Origin of the sequence: Bradyrhizobium murdochi (assembly GCF_000472965.1) — a bacterium.
Classification (GTDB): domain Bacteria; phylum Pseudomonadota; class Alphaproteobacteria; order Rhizobiales; family Xanthobacteraceae; genus Bradyrhizobium; species Bradyrhizobium murdochi.
This window is the reverse complement of the sequence record NZ_AXAU01000017.1, coordinates 12666-32244: the sequence shown is the minus strand read 5'-3', so window position 1 is coordinate 32244 and position 19579 is coordinate 12666. Positions and strand designations below refer to the sequence as shown.

At 63.5% G+C, this 19579-nt stretch carries 16 protein-coding genes; 12 read left to right on the top strand and 4 right to left on the bottom strand.

Annotation, left to right across the window (positions count from 1 at the left end; translation table 11 throughout):
• Positions 1-311 precede the first annotated feature (311 nt).
• From YUO_RS0126865 to YUO_RS0126855, 3 genes are read right to left on the bottom strand one after another with little or no spacing between them, the layout of a single operon-like run.
• Positions 312-1229, bottom strand: a complete 918-nt coding sequence (locus YUO_RS0126865) for an NAD(P)-dependent oxidoreductase (protein WP_028350045.1) — start codon at positions 1227-1229, stop codon at positions 312-314.
• 25 nt (positions 1230-1254) lie between these two features.
• Positions 1255-2505, bottom strand: a complete 1251-nt coding sequence (locus tag YUO_RS0126860) for a Zn-dependent hydrolase (RefSeq protein WP_028350044.1) — start codon at positions 2503-2505, stop codon at positions 1255-1257.
• 56 nt (positions 2506-2561) lie between these two features.
• Positions 2562-3479, bottom strand: coding sequence for a LysR family transcriptional regulator (locus YUO_RS0126855; RefSeq protein WP_028350043.1), 918 nt, complete (start codon positions 3477-3479; stop codon positions 2562-2564).
• 120 nt (positions 3480-3599) lie between these two features.
• On the opposite strand from YUO_RS0126855, the gene YUO_RS0126850 reads away from it, so the two are divergent.
• The 6 genes from YUO_RS0126850 (at position 3600) to YUO_RS0126825 (ending at position 9212) form a co-directional block, all read left to right on the top strand.
• The gene (locus tag YUO_RS0126850) at positions 3600-4421 is read left to right on the top strand and encodes a putative hydro-lyase (protein ID WP_028350042.1); all 822 of its coding nucleotides are present in this window, start codon (positions 3600-3602) and stop codon (positions 4419-4421) included.
• An 82-nt stretch (positions 4422-4503) separates the two neighbouring features.
• Positions 4504-5766, top strand: a complete 1263-nt coding sequence (locus YUO_RS0126845; RefSeq protein ID WP_028350041.1) for an ABC transporter substrate-binding protein — start codon at positions 4504-4506, stop codon at positions 5764-5766.
• Between the two features lie 144 nt (positions 5767-5910).
• A complete protein-coding gene (locus YUO_RS0126840; protein WP_028350040.1) occupies positions 5911-6789 on the top strand; it encodes a branched-chain amino acid ABC transporter permease in 879 nt (292 codons plus the stop codon).
• Entirely contained in the window at positions 6789-7796 is a 1008-nt protein-coding gene (locus tag YUO_RS0126835) for a branched-chain amino acid ABC transporter permease (RefSeq protein ID WP_028350039.1), read from the top strand. Before YUO_RS0126840 ends, YUO_RS0126835 begins: the two co-directional genes overlap by 1 nt.
• The gene (locus tag YUO_RS0126830) at positions 7793-8524 is read left to right on the top strand and encodes an ABC transporter ATP-binding protein (protein ID WP_028350038.1); all 732 of its coding nucleotides are present in this window, start codon (positions 7793-7795) and stop codon (positions 8522-8524) included. The genes YUO_RS0126835 and YUO_RS0126830 overlap by 4 nt, the downstream gene beginning before the upstream one ends.
• Positions 8508-9212, top strand: a complete 705-nt coding sequence (locus YUO_RS0126825; protein ID WP_028350037.1) for an ABC transporter ATP-binding protein — start codon at positions 8508-8510, stop codon at positions 9210-9212. Before YUO_RS0126830 ends, YUO_RS0126825 begins: the two co-directional genes overlap by 17 nt.
• A 117-nt stretch (positions 9213-9329) precedes the next feature.
• Here the strand turns inward: YUO_RS0126825 and otnC are convergent, their stop codons facing one another.
• Entirely contained in the window at positions 9330-9989 is a 660-nt protein-coding gene (otnC, locus tag YUO_RS0126820; RefSeq protein WP_028350036.1) for a 3-oxo-tetronate 4-phosphate decarboxylase, read from the bottom strand.
• An 80-nt stretch (positions 9990-10069) separates the two neighbouring features.
• Between otnC and ltnD the strand changes: the two genes are divergently transcribed.
• The 6 genes from ltnD (at position 10070) to YUO_RS0126790 (ending at position 19378) form a co-directional block, all read left to right on the top strand.
• Positions 10070-11020, top strand: coding sequence for an L-threonate dehydrogenase (gene ltnD, locus YUO_RS0126815; protein WP_347335944.1), 951 nt, complete (start codon positions 10070-10072; stop codon positions 11018-11020).
• 26 nt (positions 11021-11046) lie between these two features.
• Positions 11047-11829, top strand: coding sequence for a 2-oxo-tetronate isomerase (otnI, locus tag YUO_RS0126810; protein WP_028350034.1), 783 nt, complete (start codon positions 11047-11049; stop codon positions 11827-11829).
• On the top strand, positions 11826-13103 hold the full coding sequence (gene otnK, locus YUO_RS0126805; RefSeq protein ID WP_028350033.1) for a 3-oxo-tetronate kinase: 1278 nt from the start codon (positions 11826-11828) through the stop codon (positions 13101-13103). The genes otnI and otnK overlap by 4 nt, the downstream gene beginning before the upstream one ends.
• 180 nt (positions 13104-13283) lie before the next feature.
• Positions 13284-14975, top strand: coding sequence for a methyl-accepting chemotaxis protein (locus tag YUO_RS0126800; protein ID WP_028350032.1), 1692 nt, complete (start codon positions 13284-13286; stop codon positions 14973-14975).
• 463 nt (positions 14976-15438) lie between these two features.
• Complete coding sequence (locus tag YUO_RS0126795) at positions 15439-17466, top strand: methyl-accepting chemotaxis protein (RefSeq protein ID WP_028350031.1); 2028 nt, start codon at positions 15439-15441, stop codon at positions 17464-17466.
• A 211-nt stretch (positions 17467-17677) separates the two neighbouring features.
• A complete protein-coding gene (locus YUO_RS0126790) occupies positions 17678-19378 on the top strand; it encodes a methyl-accepting chemotaxis protein (RefSeq protein WP_028350030.1) in 1701 nt (566 codons plus the stop codon).
• Positions 19379-19579 lie beyond the last annotated feature (201 nt).

The window sequence follows — 19579 nt, the reverse complement described above, 5'->3', positions numbered from 1 at the left end:
TGAGGAGGCGCGTAAGCGCCGTCTCGAACCATGAGGCCCCCATCTCGCCCGCGGCCATCCTTCGAGACGACCGCTTCGCGGTCTCCTCAGGATGAGGTTGGAATATATGGCAGCAGAGTATTCTTCCTTCTCCCCTTGTGGGAGAAGGTGGCATAGGCGGCCTATGGCCGCCGTCTCGTAGAACGCCGATGCTTTGCATCGGCTATGGCGCCGGATGAGGGGTTCTCTCCGCGGAGACAGACCCCTCATCCGTCTCGCTGCCGCTGCGCGTCAGCGATCCACCGTCTCCCACAAGGGGAGAAGGAAGAGGGTTATCTCCCCTTCACAACAATCCTTCGGCAGTGCTCCCACGCCGCACGCATCAGATTCTCGCTCGCTTCCGGCGTGCGGAACGCCGAATGCGCCGACAGCGTCACGTTCGGCAGTTTGGTCAGCGGATGATCGGCCGGCAACGGTTCGATGTTGAAGACGTCGAGGCCGGCATGGCGGATCTGGCCCGATTTCAGCGCATCGATCATCGCTTCCTCGTCGACGATGGCGCCGCGTGCGGTGTTGATCAGGATGACGCCGGGCTTCATCGCCTCGATGCAGGCGCGCGAGATCAATCCACGCGTTTCGTCGTTGAGCAACAGATGGATCGAGACGACGTCGCCCTCGGTCAAGAGTTCGTCGAGATCGACGAACTCGACTTTCGGGTGTTTTTTCGGCGACCGGTTCCAGGCGATGACGCGCATGCCCGAGCCGATCGCGATCCGCGCCACCTCCGCGGCGATGCCGCCGAAGCCAATCAGGCCGAGCGTCTTGCCGGTCAGTTGCATGCCGTCGTCGCGCAGCCAATTGCCGGCGCGGATGCCGCGGTCCATTTTCGCAAGCCCGCGCGCGCCTTCCCACATCAGCGCAACAGCGCATTCGGCCACCGCCGTGTCGCCATAGCCCTTGATCAGGTGCACCTGGATCCCGAGTTCGGCGAGCTCTTCCGGATTCATGTAGCTGCGTGCGCCGGTGCCGAGAAACACCACATGCTTCAGCCCGGTGCATTTCTTCGCGATATCGGTCGGCAGCGCAGTGTGATCGACGATCGCGATCTCGGCGCCGTCGAGTATCCCGGGATATTGATCCGAGGTGATATCGGGATTTCGGTGGATCCGCACCTCAGGATCGCCGGGCTGGTGCAGCCTTTCGAAGATCACGGCCAGCGATTCATTTGCGTCAACGAAAACTCCGCGCACAGCTTTCCCCCTCGTTTCTTGATTGTCAGGACGCGACGCCGGCCAGCGCCAGCACGGTATGCATCAGCACGTTGGCGCCCGCCGCGCAATCGGCCTGCGTGGCGTCCTCGAGCTCGTTGTGGCTGATGCCATCCTTGCAGGGCACGAACACCATGGCGGCCGGCATCACGGTGTTGAGGTTGCAGGCATCGTGGCCGGCACCGGAGGTGATGCGGCGATGCGAATAGCCGAGCATTTTTGCGGCGTTCTCCACCGCATCCACCAGCTTAGGGTCGAAATGGGTCGGCGGCTTGCGCCAGATCAGATCGAACTGGACATCGACCTTGCGTCGCGCCGCGATCTCGGCGATCGCCGCGCGCAAATCCCTATCCAGCGCATCCATGATGGCAGCATCCGCGCTGCGGCAATCCACCGTGAAGGCGATCTCGCCGGGAATGACGTTGCGCGAGGGATTGGCGATCACGGCTTCGCCGACGGTGCCGACGGCTTTCGGCCCGTGCTTCTTGGCGATTGCTTCCATCGCCAGCACGATTTCTGACAGCGTCGCCAGCGCGTCGCGGCGCAGCGGCATCGGCGTCGAGCCGGCATGGCTCTCGAAGCCGGTGATCTTGCCGTCGTACCACAGAACTCCCTGGCCGGAATCGACCACGCCGATGGTCTTGTTCTCGGCCTCCAGGATCGGCCCCTGTTCGATATGCAGCTCGACGAAGCCAGAGAATTTTTGGCGGCCCACCGGCGCGTCACCGCGATAGCCGATGCTGTCAAGCGCCTCCGCCACCGTGACGCCCTCGGCGTCCTTGCGCGACAAAATATCGTCGGTGGTGAAGTCGCCGACATAGGCCGCGGATGCCATCATCGCCGGCGCGAACCGTGAGCCTTCCTCGTTGGTCCAGTTGCAGATGCAGATCGGCGTTTCGGTTTCGATGCTGGCATCGTTGAGTGTGCGTACCACCTCCAGCGCCGCCAGCGTGCCGAGCACGCCGTCATATTTGCCGCCGGTCGGTTGCGTATCGAGATGCGAGCCGAGCCCAACCGGCGCCTTCGACATGTCGCGGCCCTTGCGCAGGCCGAACATCGAACCCAGCGCATCCACATGCACTTCGAGTCCGGCGGCCTCGCACCGCTCGCGGAACCAGTCGCGCACCTGCTTGTCCCCAGGCCCGAGCGTCAGCCGCCTTACCCCGCCCTTTGGCGTAGCGCCGAATTTGGCGGTTTCGTGAATCGTGCCCCATAGCCGGGCGGAATCGATTTGCAGATTGGAGCCGATCTTGGTCATGCACTGTTCCGGGAGATCAGGTGGGCAGGCGCTTGTTCATTCTTGTTCGGTTATTTTCAATGACGCGCCTGCGGCGTCGCGTCAACAATGACGCCTCCTCGCGCCAGGCTGGCCGCAAGTTCGACCACGCGCTCCACTGCGACGGTGTCGGGGGAGGCGAGCCAGCTTGCCGAAAACGTCAGCGGCGCCAACTGCAGGTTGGTCGACAGCAATTGTAGCCGCCCGTTTGCCATGTCGTCCTCGACGATCGCGGTCGGTATCAGGGCGATGCCGAGACCCTCGATCGCCATGTGGATGACGGTTGCGAGCGAGGCGCTGGCATGCAGCCGTATCGGCGGCAGGTCAGGGCGGTTGAACAGGGAGCGCACGATTTCATAGGGCTGGGTACGGCGCGAAAACGTGATGATGGGGAACTTCGCCAGATCGTGCAGCGTCAGTTCCTGCTTGCCGAGGCCGAGCGAGGGGCTGGCCGTAAAGCCCACCGGATAATCGCACAGTGCCCGGTTGTTGACCATCGGCGCCGTCAGCGGGCCGAGCACGAAGGCGAGTTCGATCTCCTGCGCCAACAGCCGGGTCCGCAAATTCGAGGTGATGTCGACCTCGATCTCGAGCGAGAGGTTGGGGTAGGCGTAGTTGACGCTCTTGATCAGTTGCGGCAGCCAGGTGTGCACGATGGTTTCGGCGACACCGAGCCGCAGCACGCCGCGCATCGCCGAGCGATCGCCGACCACAGCGAGCATTTCCGAGCGCAGCCCGATCAGCTTCTCGGCATAGACCATCAATTGCCGTCCGCTCGGCGTCGGCAGCACCATGCGACGGTCGCGCTGGAGAAGTTTCACGCCCACCTCGCGCTCGAGCTGGGCGATCCGTTGTGAAATCGCCGGCTGCGTCGTGTTCAGCTTCTGGGCTGCGCCGCGAAAGCTGCCAAGCGTCACCACCCACATGAAAGTCTCAATTGCCTTGAAATCAGTCATGCACCCTCAGCCCGCAGATCGATAATTGCTGTTTATTGAACTTGATTAGAAAAGACGATTAGACATTATCATAGCCATATGCGGGAGTAGATGTCGATAAGAATGGAAGCGGGGACAACGATGACCGGCTTGGCGAGGACGGAAACTACGGGCCGCGATAGGCCAGATTTATCGCCCAGCGTGGCAGCCCGGCATGCGTGCCGCAATGGCATGGCTACTCACACAGCGGGTGTGGCCAACGGCTTCGTCCAGGGCAATCTTGCAATCCTGCCCGAGAAGTTAGCGGCCGCGTTTCACCGGTTCTGTCAACTCAATCCCAAACCATGCCCGATCATCGGCATGTCCGACGTCGGCGACCCCCGCATTCCCGCGCTCGGCCTCGATCTCGATATCCGCACCGACCTGCCGCGCTATCGCATCTGGCGCGACGGCGAGGTGGTGGAGGAGCCGACCGACATCATGGCGCACTGGCGCGATGATCTCGTCGCCTTCGTGCTCGGCTGCTCGTTCTCCTTCGAAGAGGCGCTGCTGGAGGAAGGTCTCCCGATCCGCCATATCGAGCGCGATGTGCGCGTGCCGATGTTCCGCACCAATATCGCCTGCAGCCCCGCCGGTCCGTTTGCCGGGCCGATGGTGGTGACGATGCGGCCGTTCAAGCCAGCGGATGCAATACGCGCGATACAGATCACCTCGCGTTTTCCATCGGTGCACGGTGCGCCGGTCCATATTGGTCTTCCGCAATCGATCGGCATCGCCGACCTCGCCAAACCCGACTACGGGGATCCGGTGCCGGTGGAGGCCGACGAAATTCCGGTGTTCTGGGCTTGCGGCGTGACGCCGCAATCGGTGATCGCAGCCGCCAAGGTGCCGTTCGCGATCACGCATGCGCCGGGACTGATGCTGGTGACCGATCTCATGAACAAGCAGCTTGCCGTGCTTTGATGCAGCCCGTGCTGCTCATTGAGGCTTTACCGTACCCTTCGCCCGTTTCATCGATAGTTGCCGACCCACAAAGGATATCGCCATGAACATCACGCGCCGTAACGTCTTGCTTGGAGCTACTGCTGCCGCTGCGCTCGGCCCGATCGCCGCGCGCGCCCAAACGTCCGAAGTGGTGATCGGCGTGATCTATCCGTTCTCCGGCGCCAGCGCGCAAATGGGCGTCGACGCGCAGAAGTCGTTCGAGACTGCGCTCGACATCATCAACAAGAACCACGATTTCGATTTGCCGCTGGCGAAGGGCGAGGGATTGCCCGGGCTCGGCGGCGCCAAGATCCGCCTCGTCTTCGCCGACCATCAGGCCGACCCGCAGAAGGGCCGCGCAGAGACCGAGCGCCTGATCACCCAGGAAAAGGTCTGCGCCGTCATCGGCACCTATCAGAGCGCGGTTGCCGTCACCGTCAGCCAGATCTGCGAGCGTTACCAGGTCCCGTTCATCTCGGCGGACAATTCCTCGCCGAGCCTGCACAAGCGCGGCCTCAAATTCTATTTCCGCGCCGCGCCGCATGACGAGATGTTCTCGGCAGCGATGTTCAACTTCTTCGATGCCATGAAGAAGAAGGGCACCAAGATCGACACACTGGCGCTGTTCCATGAGGACACCATTTTCGGCACCGACTCCGCCAACACCCAGCTCAAGCTGGCCTCGGAGCGTGGCTACAAGGTCATCTCCGACATCAAGTACCGCTCCAACTCGCCGTCCTTGTCGGCGGAAGTCCAGCAGCTTAAGACGGCGAATGCCGACGTGCTGATGCCCTCGAGCTACACCACCGACGGCATCCTTTTGGTGAAAACTATGGCGGAGCTCGGCTACAAGCCGAATGCGATCGTGGCGCAGAACGCCGGCTTCTCCGAAAAGGCGCTGTATGATGCGGTCGGCGACAAGCTCGAAGGCGTGATCTCGCGCGGCAGCTTCTCGCTCGATCTCGCCGCCAAGCGGCCGATGGTCGGCAAGATCAACGCCATGTTCAAGGAGAAGTCGGGCAAGGATTTTAACGACCTCACCTCGCGCCAGTTCATGGGGCTGTTGGTGATGGCAGACGCCATCAATCGCGCCAAGTCGACCGACGGCGAGAAGATCCGCGAGGCGCTGGTCGCCACCGACATCCCGGGCGAGCAGACCATCATGCCCTGGAAGCGCGTCAAGTTCGACGAGCTGGGCCAGAACAACGACGCCGACCCGGTGCTGCTGCAATATATCGGCGGCAAGTTCGTCACCATCTTCCCGCCGCAGGCCGCCATCGCCGAAGCCGTCTGGCCGATGAAAAAGAATGCCGCGCTTCAGTGATCCCACAGCACCGGTCCTCATCCTGAGGAGCGCGCACTTGCGCGCGTCTCGAAGGATGGCCGCGAGTGCATTGTTGCCGCCATCCTTCGAGACGCTTGCTTCGCAAGCTCCTCAGGATGAGGACCTGTCTTTGGAGCAACAACCATGACCGCCGAAACCATCATTCAAAGCCTGGCGAGCGGCCTGCTCATGGGCCTGCTCTACGGCCTCATCGCCGTCGGTCTCGCGCTGATCTTCGGTCTGATGGACGTCGTCAACTTCGCCCATGGCGAATTCTTGATGATCGCGATGTACGCGACGTTCTTCCTGTTCGTGTTCTTTGCGATCGATCCCCTGCTGTCGGCGCCGCTGGTCGCCGCCGCCCTGTTCGTGTTCGGGGCCGTCGTCTATCTATTGATTGTGCGCTTTGCCGTGCGCGCGAAAGCCAATGCCGGCATGGTGCAGATCTTTTCCACTTTCGGCTTGGCCATCGTCATGCGTGGCCTGGCGCAGTACTTCTTCACGCCGGATTATCGCAGCGTCACGCATTCCTGGCTCGGCGGCAAAACCGTCTCGATCGCCGGGATCTACCTGCCCGTGCCGCAACTGGTCGGGGCGCTGGTCGCGATCGCCGCCTTTGGCGCGCTCTATCTCTTCATCAACCGTACCGATTTCGGCCGCGCGCTGGAAGCGACCCGCGAGGATGCCGGCGCGGTGGCGCTGGTCGGCATCGACAAGAACAAGGTGTTTGCGCTGGGCTGGGGCATCGGCGCGGCGCTGGTGGGCCTCGCCGGCGCGGTCATGGCGATCTTCTTTTACATCTATCCCGATGTCGGCGCCTCGTTTGCGCTGATCGCCTATGTGACGGTGGCGCTCGGCGGCTTCGGCAGCGTGTTCGGCGCCTTCGCCGGCGGCATCATCGTCGGCCTCGTCGAAGCTACGACCGCAATGTTGCTGCCGCCGTCGCTCAAGGCGGTCGGCATCTACGCGGTCTATTTGCTTGTCGTCTTTGTCCGGCCGCGCGGCCTGTTCGGATCGATGTGATGGATACCGCTTTCGCAGAACGCCGCCGCCGCGACCTCATCGTCGCCTGTGTTCTCGCCGCGATTGCGGCCACCGTCCCGCTGTTCGTCAAAGACGTTTACGTCCAGAACATCATGGTGCTGACGCTGATGTGGGGTGCGTTGTCGCAAAGCTGGAACATCCTTTCCGGCTATTGCGGGCAGATCTCGCTCGGTCACGCGCTCTACTTCGGGCTTGGCGCCTATACCACCGCGCTGCTGTTTACCAAATTCGGTGTGTTGCCATGGTTCGGCATGCTCGGCGGCGGCGTGATTTCCGCGCTCATCGCGATGGCGCTCGGCTATCCCTGCTTCCGGCTGCGCGGGCACTACTTCGTCATCGCGACCATCGTCATTGCCGAAATCGGGCTGCTGCTGTTCCACAACTGGGATTGGGCTGGCGCGGCGATGGGCATCGAAATTCCGGCGCGTGGCGATAGCTGGCTGAAATTCCAATTTCCACGCAGCAAGCTGCCATATTTTTACTTCGCGCTGGCGCTGGCTTGCGTCGCCTGGTTCGTCACCTGGTGGCTGGAAGATTCCAAGTGGGGCTATTGGTGGCGCGCGGTGAAGGACAATCCGGAAGCCGCTGAAAGCCTCGGCGTCGACGTGTTCAATTCCAAGATGGGCGCGGCGGCGGTATCCGCGTTCCTGGTCGCAATCGGCGGCAGCTTCTATGCGCAGTTCGTCTACTTTATCGATCCCGAGAGCGTCATGGGCTTTCAGTTCTCGCTGCTGATGGCGTTGCCCGCGGTGCTCGGCGGCATCGGCACGCTGTGGGGCCCGATGCTGGGCGCGGTGATCCTGATCCCGCTCACCGAATTGACGCGCTCTTATGTCGGTGGCTCCGGCCGCGGTGTCGACCTGATCGTCTATGGCGGCCTGATCATTGCGATCTCGCTGGCGCGGCCGCAGGGGCTGATCGGCCTGTTCTCGTTCAAAGGCCTTGCAGGACTGTTCGCGCCCAAGCGCAAGGAGGCTGTCCGATGACGCCTCTTCTGGAAACCCGCGGCGTCTGGCAGCGTTTTGGCGGCCTGATCGCCAACAGCGACGTGTCGATTTCGGTCGGACGCGGCGAGATCGTTGGCCTGATCGGTCCGAACGGCGCCGGCAAGTCGACGCTGTTCAACCTGATTGCGGGCGTGCTGCCGCCGACCCAAGGCTCGATCATCTTTGACGGCGAGGACGTCACCGCGCTGCCGGCGGCCGAACGCTGCCAGCGTGGCATCGGCCGCACCTTTCAGGTCGTGAAAAGTTTTGAGACCATGACCGTGATCGACAACGTCATCGTCGGCGCGCTGGTCCGCACCACCGTGATGCGCGACGCCCGCCGCAAGGCGCATGAGGTGCTGGAGTTCTGTGGCCTTGCCCCGCGCGCCAATGTGCTGGCCAGCGATCTCGTCCCGTCCGAAAAGCGCCGGCTCGAAGTCGCCCGTGCGCTCGCGACCGAACCGAAACTGTTGCTGCTCGATGAGGTGCTCACGGGGCTTACGCCGGTCGAAGCCAAGACCGGCGTCGAACTGGTGCGCAAGGTGCGCGACACCGGCGTCACCGTGCTGATGGTCGAGCATGTCATGGAAATCGTGATGCCGCTGGTCGACCGCGCCATCGTGCTCGATCTCGGCAAGGTGCTGGTCGAGGGCAAGCCTGCCGACGTGGTTCGTGACCCGAAAGTCATCACCGCCTATCTGGGGGATCGTCATGCTGTCGGTGCATGAAGTCACCACTGCCTATCAGGGGCTGGTCGCGATCTCGGCAGTCTCGATCGAGGTAGCAAAGGGCGAAATCGTTTGCGTCGCTGGCGCCAACGGCGCCGGCAAGTCGACGCTGCTGAAATCGATTGCGGGCGCCGAGCGGCCTCGCTCCGGCACCGTAACGTTCGACGGCACCCGCATCGACGGTATGGCGCAGCACATCATCACCTCGCGCGGCATCGCCTATGTGCCGGAAAACCGCCGGCTGTTTCCGCGGCTCTCGGTGCGCGACAATTTAAGGCTCGGCAGTTATCTTTTTCGTAGCCAGTCCGATCGCGAGGCGCCGCTCGATCTCGTCTTCAAGCTGTTTCCCCGCCTCTTGGAGCGCCTCGAGCAGCGCGCCGAAACGCTAAGCGGCGGCGAGCAGCAGATGCTGGCGATCGGCCGCGCGCTGATGACCCGCCCGCGGCTACTCATGCTGGATGAGCCGTCGCAGGGCATCATGCCAAAACTGGTCGATGAAATCTTCCAGGCCGTGAAACGCATCCGCGACGCCGGCATGACCGTGCTGATCGTCGAACAGCGCATGTCCGAATGCCTGGAAATCGCCGACCGCGCCTACATCCTGCAAACTGGCCGCGTCCTGATGCAGGGCAGCGCGGCCGAGATCAGCGTCAATCCCGATGTGCGGAAGGCGTATCTCGGATTGTGATGCCGTAGGATGGGTAGAGCCAACGGGTCGCGCGAACGCGCGCCCGATGACAGGCTCCGCGAAACCCATCAATTTATAACGCGCAGGGATGATGGGTTTCGCTGCGCTCTACCCATCTTACGAGTGTCCATGCTCCGGCAGCGTCAGCCCAAATACCTTCGTCAAATCCTTCACCTGCGTCGGCGACAAATACCGCGGGTTCAGCCCGCGCAGCAGCAGATAGAGCTTCGCCGTCTCCTCCAGTTCCTCTACCGCGAACACCGCTGCTTCGAGCGTGTCGCCTGACACCACCGGACCATGGTTGGCGAGCAGCACGGAGGCGTACTTCCCGGCCAGTCCCTTGATGGCGTCGGCGACGGCCGGATCACCGGGGCGGTAATACGGCAGCAGCGCGGTGTGGCCGCATTTGATCACGTAATAGGCCGTCATCGGCGGCAGCGCGGCGCGGGGGTCGATCTCGGGCAGCATCGACAGCGCCACTGAGTGGGTCGAATGCAGATGCACGACGGCGCGGGCCGCATTGCGGGTCTGGTAAAGCGCGGTGTGCAGCGGCACTTCCTTGGTTGGGGCGTCGCCGGATACCAGCCGTCCGTCGGGCCCGAGCCGTGACATCCGCGCCGGGTCGAGGAAGCCGAGTGAAGCGTTAGTCGGCGTCACCAGCCAGCCGCCGTCATTGAGTTTCACGCTGATATTGCCCGAAGAGCCCGGCGTCAGCCCGCGCTCGAACAGCGAGCGGCCGAAGCGGCAGATTTCCTCGCGGATCCTTGTTTCGCTCATGGATCGACCCCTTTTCCGCCTTGTCTCACGCTTTGGCACCGCGGCCAAGCCGTGATACGCAAGGCCAAGCCGTCGGCCGAATGGCCGCTGAACAGAAACCATCGAGGAACCGCCGCATGCCAGAATCCGCCAAACCGCGCGTCGCCGTCATCGGGCTGGGCTCGATGGGCTATGGCATGGCGACCTCGTTGCGCCGCGCCGGGCTAGAAGTCACCGGATGCGACGTCTCGGCTGACACGGTCAAGCGGTTCGTCGCCGATGGCGGCAAGGGCGCGGCGACGCCGGCGGACGCGGCGAAATCGGCCGACATCGTCGTCAGCGTCGTCGTCAACGCCGCGCAAACCGAGACCATTCTGTTTGGCGCCAATGGCGTCGCGGAAACGCTGGCGAAAGGCGCGGTATTCATTTCCTCCGCCACCATGGATCCCGACGTCGCGCGGCGTCTCGCCAAACAGTTGGAAGAAACCGGCCGGCACTACCTCGACGCGCCGATTTCCGGCGGCGCCCAGCGCGCGGCGCAGGGCGAACTCACCGTCCTCGCATCCGGCAGTCCGGTCGCGTTTGCCAAAGCGCGTCCGGCGCTGGACGCGATGGCCGCAAAGCTCTACGAGCTCGGTGACGCCGCCGGCCAGGGCGCCGCATTCAAGATGATCAACCAGTTGCTGGCCGGCGTGCACATCGCCGCGGCTTCCGAGGCCATCGCATTCGCCGCCAAGCAGGGCCTCGACATCCGGAAAGTCTACGAGGTGATCACGGCCTCCGCCGGCAATTCCTGGATGTTCGAGAACCGCATGCCGCACGTGCTCGACGGCGATTATGCGCCGCGCAGCGCGGTCGATATCTTCGTCAAGGATCTCGGCATCATCCAGGACATGGCACGCTCGGCGAAATTTCCGGTGCCGGTTTCGGCTGCCGCCTTGCAGATGTTCCTGATGACGTCAGCCGCCGGCATGGGCCGCGATGATGACGCGTCGGTAGCGCGGATGTATGCCAAAGTCACCGGCACGCATCTGCCGGGCGAGCCGAAGTAAGAGCAAGATCAAGAAGGGGACCGTCGATGCCGCGTTTCGCCGCCAATCTCTCCATGATGTTCACCGAGGTCCCGTTCCTCGACCGCTTCGATGCGGCGGCAAGAGCGGGATTTGCCGCGGTCGAATTCCTGTTCCCCTACGACCATCCGGCAGACGCCGTCGGCGAGCGGCTGAAGCGCAATGGCCTGACGCAGGCGCTGTTCAATCTGCCGCCAGGCAATTGGGACGCCGGCGAAAAAGGCTTTGCCGCGCTGCCGGAGCGCTTTGACGATCTCAAGCGAAGCCTGGAGACCGCACTGCCTTACGCGAAGGCGACCGGCGTCAAGCGGCTGCATCTGATGGCGGGTATCGCCGATCGCAACAGCACGAAGGCCGTCGAACAATTCTACAAGTCGGTGGCATGGGCAGCCGAGTTCTACGCGCCCCATGGGCTGGACGTGGTGATCGAGCCGATCAATCCGCGCAACGTGCCGGGATACTTCCTCAACGATTTCGGCTTCGCGCGCGACCTGATTACCGAGCTGAAGATTCCGAACCTGAAGCTGCAGTTCGACATCTATCACTGCCAGATCATCCACGGCGACGTCACCATGCGGCTGCGCGAGATGATGCCCATCATCGGCCATGTCCAGATCGCCAGCATTCCCTCGCGCAACGAGCCCGACGGCGAAGAGCTGAACTATCCATTCCTGTTCACCGAGCTCGATCGGCTCGGCTATGGCGGCTTCGTCGGCTGCGAGTACAACCCGCGCGGCAAGACCACCGATGGCCTTGGCTGGTTCAAGCCCTATGCCGGAGCAAAACCGTGAAACTGTCTCTGGGCTGCATCGCCGACGACTACACCGGCGCTTCCGATCTCGCCAACACGCTGACCCGTCAGGGCCTGCGCACGGTGCAGACCATCGGCGTGCCGCCAGACGATCTGGCGCTGCCGGAGGTCGATGCGGTGGTGGTGTCGCTCAAGAGCCGCTCGATCGAGGCTGATGTTGCGGTGGACCGTTCGCGCGCCGCCGAAAAATGGCTGCGCGGCCGCGGCGCCGGTCATGTGCTGTTCAAGATCTGCTCGACCTTCGATTCCACCGATGCCGGCAATATCGGCCCGGTGATGGACGCGCTGCGCGCCGACTGCGGCGAGGCGATCGTGCTGGTGACGCCGGCTTTTCCGGAAACCGGCCGCACCGTCTATCAGGGCAACCTGTTTGTCGGCTCCGTGCCGCTGAACGAAAGCCCGCTGAAGGATCACCCGCTCAATCCGATGCGTGATTCCAATCTGGTGCGGGTGCTGGCGCGCCAGAGCCGGACCCAGGTCGGACTGGTCGATCTCGCGACCCTCACGCGCGGCGCGGAGGCGGTTCGCGGACGTCTTGCGGAGCTGGCGGGAAAGGGTATCGGCGCGGCCATCATCGATGCGGTCTTTGACCGCGATCTGGAAACCATCGGCGCCGTCGCGCTGGACCACCGCCTGTCCGTCGGCGCATCCGGCATCGGACTCGGCCTTGCCCGGGCGCTGGTCGCCTCCGGCAAGGTCAAAGCGGCTTCCGCGGGCGCGGTCTCCGGCGCGCTGGTCGGCGGACCGGCCGCGTGCCTTGCGGGGAGCTGCTCGCAGGCGACGCTGGCGCAGATTGCCAATGCCGAAAAGACCATGGCCGTGCTGCATCTCGATCCCGAGCAGATCATCACGGGGCCGGCAGAGGCGCGACGGGCGCTGGCCTGGGCGAGCGACCGAATCAGCGATGGTCCAATTCTGATCGCCAGCAGTTCGACGCCGGACCAGGTTGCCGCTCTGCAATCTCGGCATGGCCGCGATGCAGCCGGACATGCCATCGAGCAGGCGATGGCCGATATCGCCGAAGGCCTGGTGCGCACCGGCGTGCGGCGATTGGTGGTCGCTGGTGGTGAAACTTCGGGCGCCGTCGTCGATCGACTGAGGATTCCGGGCTTTCTCGTCGGCGAAGAAATCGCTGCAGGCGTGCCGGTTTTGCGCGCGGTCGGCGCCGAGGACGGCGAGATGCTGCTCGCACTGAAATCGGGCAATTTCGGCGGGCCGGAATTTTTCTCCGATGCCTTGAAGCTGATGCGCTGACCGCCTCAAGCCGACATTCATTTCCTGGTGAGAACTATCGCGTAGGTATTTGTACGGACGCGAATTAACTCAACCTGAGGAAGCGTCGGGTTTGATATCCGGCAGGCACCTTCCTTTCCAAATTCCGGGCCTTTTCCCAGACGGCGTCCCGCGCGCCGGAAAACCTAAGAGATTCCACCCATGCTCGCCCGCTATTCGATCCGCACCAAGATCATCACCGTGGTCGCCCTCCTGCTTGTCGCGACGGCGGGCATGGGTCTGCTCGCGGTCAAGAACATGCGCGCCATCAACGCCAACACGGTCGATATTGCGACCAACTGGATGCCGAGTATCCGTGTGCTGGGCGACCTGCGCGCCGGCACCATCACGTACCGCAACGTGATCCGCGAGCACATGCTGTCCGAGACGCTGGAAGAGAAGCTGGCGATGGAAAAGACACTCGCCACCGTCATCGAGAGCAACACCAAGATCCGCGCCGCCTATGAGCCGCTGATCACTTCGGCGGAGGAGCGTGCGCTTTATACCGAATGGTCAAAGCTCTGGGACAAATACCGCAAAGGCACCCAGGAGGTCATGGAGCTTTCGCGCAAGGCGGCTGGGACCATCCCGACCGAAGCCCACGACCTGAATACCACGACCATCAACAAGATCAGCCTCGATGCCGACGCCGTCCTGAAGAAGAGCATCGATCTGAACAATGCCGGCGCGGACAAGGCGGCAAGGGAGGCGGCCGACAGCTACACCGCCGCTCTCATGATGCTGGCCTTAGTTCTCGGCGCCGCCGTCATGATCGGCGTCGGCATCAGCGCCTATCTGGTTCGCGACGTCTCGCACAGCATTGCCTCCATCGTCACGCCGATGCAGGCGCTGGGTAAGGGCGATCTGAGTGCGGAGGTGCCGCACCAGGGCGAGAAGACCGAAATCGGCGCGATGGCCGATACCTTGCAGGTATTCAAGGAAGCGCTGATTGCCAAGAAAGCCGCCGACGAGGCGGCCGCCGCCGACGCCGAAGTCAAGATCGAGCGCGGCCGGCGGGTCGACGGCATCACCCGCAACTTCGAAAGCGTGATCGGCGAGATCGTGCAGACGGTATCCTCGGCTTCGACGCAGCTCGAAGCGTCGGCCGGCACGCTGTCGGCGACCGCCGAGCGCTCGCAGACGCTGACCTCGGCCGTCGCCTCGGCTTCCGGCGAAGCCTCCGCCAACGTGCAGTCGGTAGCCTCGGCGACCGAAGAGCTCTCTTCCTCGGTCACCGAGATCGGCCGCCAAGTGCAGGCTTCGGCGCGGATGGCGACCGATGCAGTCGGTCAGGCTCGCGTCACCAACGACCGGGTCAGCGAATTGTCCAAGGCGGCGGGCCGGATCGGCGACGTCGTCGAACTCATCAACACCATCGCCGGCCAGACCAATCTGCTGGCGCTCAACGCCACCATCGAGGCGGCGCGCGCCGGTGAGGCCGGTCGTGGCTTTGCGGTCGTGGCGTCGGAGGTCAAGGCGCTGGCCGAGCAGACGGCCAAGGCGACCGGCGAGATCAGCCAGCAAATTGCCGGCATCCAGGGCGCGACCCAGGATTCTGTTAGCGCGATCAAGGAGATCAGCGGCACCATTGAAAGGCTGGCGGAGATCTCTTCGGCGATTGCGGCCGCCGTGGAAGAACAGGGCGCCGCGACCCAGGAAATCTCCCGCAACGTGCAGCAGGCCGCCCGCGGCACCCATCAGGTCTCTGCCAACATCACCGATGTGCAGCGCGGCGCCAGCGAGACCGGTGCGGCCTCCTCGCAGGTGCTGTCGGCGGCGCAGTCGCTGTCGGGCGATAGCCAGCGCCTCAGGCGCGAGGTCGGCAAGTTTCTGGAGTCGGTCCGGGCAGCCTGACAACCGGCCGACCGTCGACGAAGGGCCCGGCTCGCGCATCATGATTTTTGGTTAGATCGATTTGGCCGCAGACGCGCTTCACCTCTCCCGCTTGCGGGGGAGGTCGGCGCGAAGCGCCGGGTGGGGGCTCTCTCCACTCGGGCAGTATCTCCCGCGGTGACACCCCCACCCCAGCCCTCCCCCGCAAGCGGGAGAGGGAGCGCACCTTCTTCGTGGTCGCAACTAAACCTAATTTCATCATGCTTCTCGCGAAAAGTGCGCCGGGCTTTTTCGCGTCTGGCGCGAGGATGAAGGGTCTACAACCCGTCTGGATGCCCGTAATTTCACGCAAGCGGAAATTAACCGGTCCCCGCTACGCTGCGCCGCATCTTTCGGGATTCGCGCGCAAAGGTTGCTGGCTCCTTTGCGTCGTCAATTCCGCATCCGGAAAACTGATTCAGAAGAAATTGGGGTCGTCGACATGATCAAGCTCAACCGTATCGGATACAAACTGGGCTTGGCCGGGGCGGTCGGCGTCCTGTTGGCGATCGGCATGGTGGCCAACCAGATGGTCACCGAATCGAGGATCGAGGAAGCTAGCGAGCGCGCCGCCCGGTCGCAGCAGGTGGCCGACAACGCGCTCTCCGCCCATATCGACCTGCGCAAGATTCAGCTTGCCGCCGGCAATGTCAGGCTGGCGAGAACCCCCGCAGAGGTCGAGAAGACCGTTGCCGATTTGCAGCGCTACAAGGCGAGCGGAGCGAAGGAGTTAGAGGCGGCGCTGGCGATGGCGCAGCGGCCGGACGCCAGGGAACGGCTACAGAAGATCAAGACGTTGATGGATGGCTTTACCGCCGCCGTGGAAGATCTCGCCAAGGCGCAGATCACGCTGCTGGCGCAGATCGACAAGCGCTCGGTCATCTCGGAAGAATGGACCAAGGCGGTCGACGCCCAGTTGAAGTTGCCGGCCATGGCGAAGCTGGACAACCGCCTCGAGATCGAGCGTTTGCTGTTTCAGGCCGATGGAAAGGTGAACGCGTTGCGGGCTGCTGCCTGGAAGCTCGGCACAACCGGCGATGCCAACCTGGTCTCGGAGATGGCCAAGACCGAGGCCTCGCTGAAGGACGTGTTCAACAAACTGCGCGGCGAGGCCGATGACCGGGAATTGCTGGTCGTGGTCAGCAACCTTTCCTCGACCGTCAAGCGCTTCCTGGCCGCCAATGAGGAAGCGGTAAAGACCGAGCAGGTCAAGAACGACATCATCGCCAACCGCACCGTCAAGGCCGCCGCAGATGTCGCCGACCTGATGGAAACAACTGTCGAGGCCGCGCAAAAGGATGCCAGGATCTCCAAAGACGAGGTCATGGCCGATACGGAGCGAGCTAACCGCATCAACCTGATCATGGCGATCATCGTCGTCGCGTCGCTGATCGCCTCGGTGGCATTCTCCTTCCTCGGGGTCGCGCGTCCGATGACGCGGCTGAACGGTGCGCTGGGCGAGATGGCCGGCGGCAATCTCGACGTCGAGATTCCCGGCGCCGATCGTGGCGACGAAATCGGCGACCTCGCCAAGACGGTGACCGTCATCCGCGAGAATGCGGAGCACAAGGCGCGCGAGGAGGCCGAAGCCAAGGTTCAGCAGGATCTGATCGCGGCGCAGCGGCGCAAGGCCGAGATGATCAAGCTCGCCGACGATTTCGAAGGTGCGGTCGGTAATATCGTCGAGACCGTGTCGTCGGCGTCGACCCAACTCGAAGCCGCCGCCGGCACGCTGACGACGACTGCCGAACGTGCCCAGGAATTGACCACGATGGTTGCGGCGGCTTCCGAGGAAGCCTCCACCAATGTGCAGTCGGTGGCTTCCTCCACCGAAGAGATGGCGTCGTCGATCACCGAGATCGGCCGCCAGGTTCAGGAATCGGCGCGGATGGCCAATGAGGCCGTCGATCAGGCCCGCACCACCAATGACCGGGTCAGCGAATTGTCGAAGGCGGCGGCCCGCATCGGCGCGGTGGTCGAACTCATCAACACCATCGCCGAACAGACCAATCTGCTCGCGCTCAACGCCACCATCGAGGCCGCCCGTGCCGGCGACGCCGGCCGCGGCTTCGCCGTCGTGGCGTCGGAAGTGAAGGCGCTGGCGGAACAAACCTCGAAGGCGACCGGCGAGATCGGCCAGCAGATCACCGGCATTCAGGCCGCGACGGAGGAGTCCGTCGGTGCGATCCAGGCGATCAGCTCCACGATCGAGAAGCTGTCGGAAATATCCTCGACCATTGCGGCCGCGGTGGAGGAGCAGGGTGCCGCAACCCAGGAAATCTCCCGCAACGTGCAACAGGCTGCCCGCGGCACCCAGCAGGTCTCCGCCAACATCACCGACGTGCAGCGCGGGGCCGGCGAGACTGGATCGGCCTCGACGCAGGTGCTCTCTTCGGCCCAGTCGCTGTCGTCGGACTCCAACCGCCTCAAGCTCGAGGTCGGCAAGTTCCTGAATTCGGTGCGGGCGGCGTAAGCAGCCAACACACCGCAGAGGCCCAGGAAGGCCCGCCCCTCAACTAGGGGCGGGCCCTCTGCCGTTCTGAACCGGCGGGACGCGCTGGCCGCGGGCCTGGTTAAAACCCCGTATATCTACTGAGCACAAAATTAACGGGTAGAAAGCGCCTGACATATACGATTCCGCGCAGTGGGGCTGACGACCACCGTCGTCGCGCGGGAGATCAAGCATGTTTGGAATGATAAGCCGGGCCAAGCTGACGGTTGGCCGAAAGATCTATGCCGTCATCTGCCTGAGCTTTGCCGGGCTTCTCGGCATCACCTTTCTCGGTTCGCGCGAACTGGCATCGAGCCTCAATCAGCAGAAGCAGATCGAGTTGCGCCACCTCGGCGATCTCGCACTCGGCATCATCAAGGAAGAGCATGCCGCGGCCCAGAAGGGCGGCGTTTCCGACGCCGATGCGCAGAAGCGGGCGATGGCGCGGATCGGGGCGCTCAGGTACGGCAACAACGACTATTACTGGATCAACGACATGCATCCGAAAATGGTGATGCATCCGATCAGGCCGGAGATGAATGGCAACGATCTTTCGGCCTACAAGGATCCCAACGGCAAGCTGTTGTTCGTCGATTTCGTCAATACCGTCAGAAAGGACGGCTCCGGCTTTGTTCCCTACGAATGGCCGAAGCCCGGCTTCGACAAGCCGCAACCGAAATTGTCCTACGTGGTCGGCTTCGCTCCGTGGAACTGGGTCGTCGGCACCGGCGTCTACATCGACGATCTGACGGCGCAGACCTGGGCCTCGACCCAGCGCTCGCTGATCATTGCCGGTGTAGTCCTGCTATTTACGCTCGTGGTGTCGATCTTCGTGGCGCGTAGCGTCACCGGTCCGCTGCAGCGGATGACGGTTGCGATGAACGATCTCGCGAGCGGCAACCTTGCCGTCGAGGTGCCCGGCATCGGGCGCGGCGACGAGGTTGGCGAGATGGCCAAGGCCGTCGAAGTGTTCAAGAGCAATGCCATTTCCCGCCAGTCGCTGGAGGCCGAGCAGCACGCGGCCGAGACCCGCGCCATGGCGAGCCGCAAGGCGGATATGAGCAAGATGGCCGACGATTTCGAGGTCGCAGTCGGCCGAATCGTCGAAGCCGTGTCGTCGGCATCCAGCCAACTCGAGGTGTCGGCGGGTACGCTCACCTCGACCGCGGAACGCGCGCAGGAACTTGCGACAACGGTCGCCTCGGCCTCCGAGGAAGCTTCGACCAACGTGCAGTCGGTGGCGTCGGCCACCGAAGAGATGGCGTCATCCGTCACCGAGATCAGCCGCCAGGTGCAGGAATCGGCGCGGATGGCCAATGACGCCGTGGAGCAGGCGCGCACGACCAATGACCGCGTCAGCGAATTGTCGAAGGCGGCAACCCGCATCGGCGACGTCGTCGAACTGATCAACACCATCGCCGGCCAGACCAACCTGCTTGCGCTCAACGCCACCATCGAGGCGGCGCGCGCCGGCGAGGCCGGCCGCGGCTTCGCGGTCGTGGCCTCCGAGGTAAAGGCACTGGCCGAGCAGACCGCAAAAGCCACCGGCGAAATCGGCCAGCAGATCACCGGCATCCAGGCTGCTACCCAGGAATCCGTGAACGCGATCCAGGCGATCAGCGGCACCATCGAGAAGCTGTCGGAGATTTCGTCGACGATTGCCGCGGCCGTGGAAGAGCAGGGCGCCGCGACGCAGGAAATCTCCCGTAACGTGCAGCAGGCGGCCATGGGCACCCAGCAGGTGTCCTCCAACATTACCGACGTGCAGCGGGGCGCCAGCGAAACCGGATCGGCGTCTTCGCAGGTGCTTGCGGCAGCGCAATCGCTGTCGGGCGACTCGAACCGCCTCAAGCTCGAGGTCGGCCGCTTCCTCGACTCCGTGCGGGCGGCCTGATCTCGCACCGACTATTCGGTTCGAAGCCGGTTCCTGATGCCGGCTTCGCGGTCGCTGGCGATCCGAATCAGAAACGCGAATTGCCGGAAGCAGCCCGCTTTCGGCTGCAAGAGGAACGGGAGACATCCGTAGATCGCAAAATTACGATTGCGGCGCGTGCCGATCAATCGCCTTGAGCGAAACTGGGAGCAAATGTGGCGA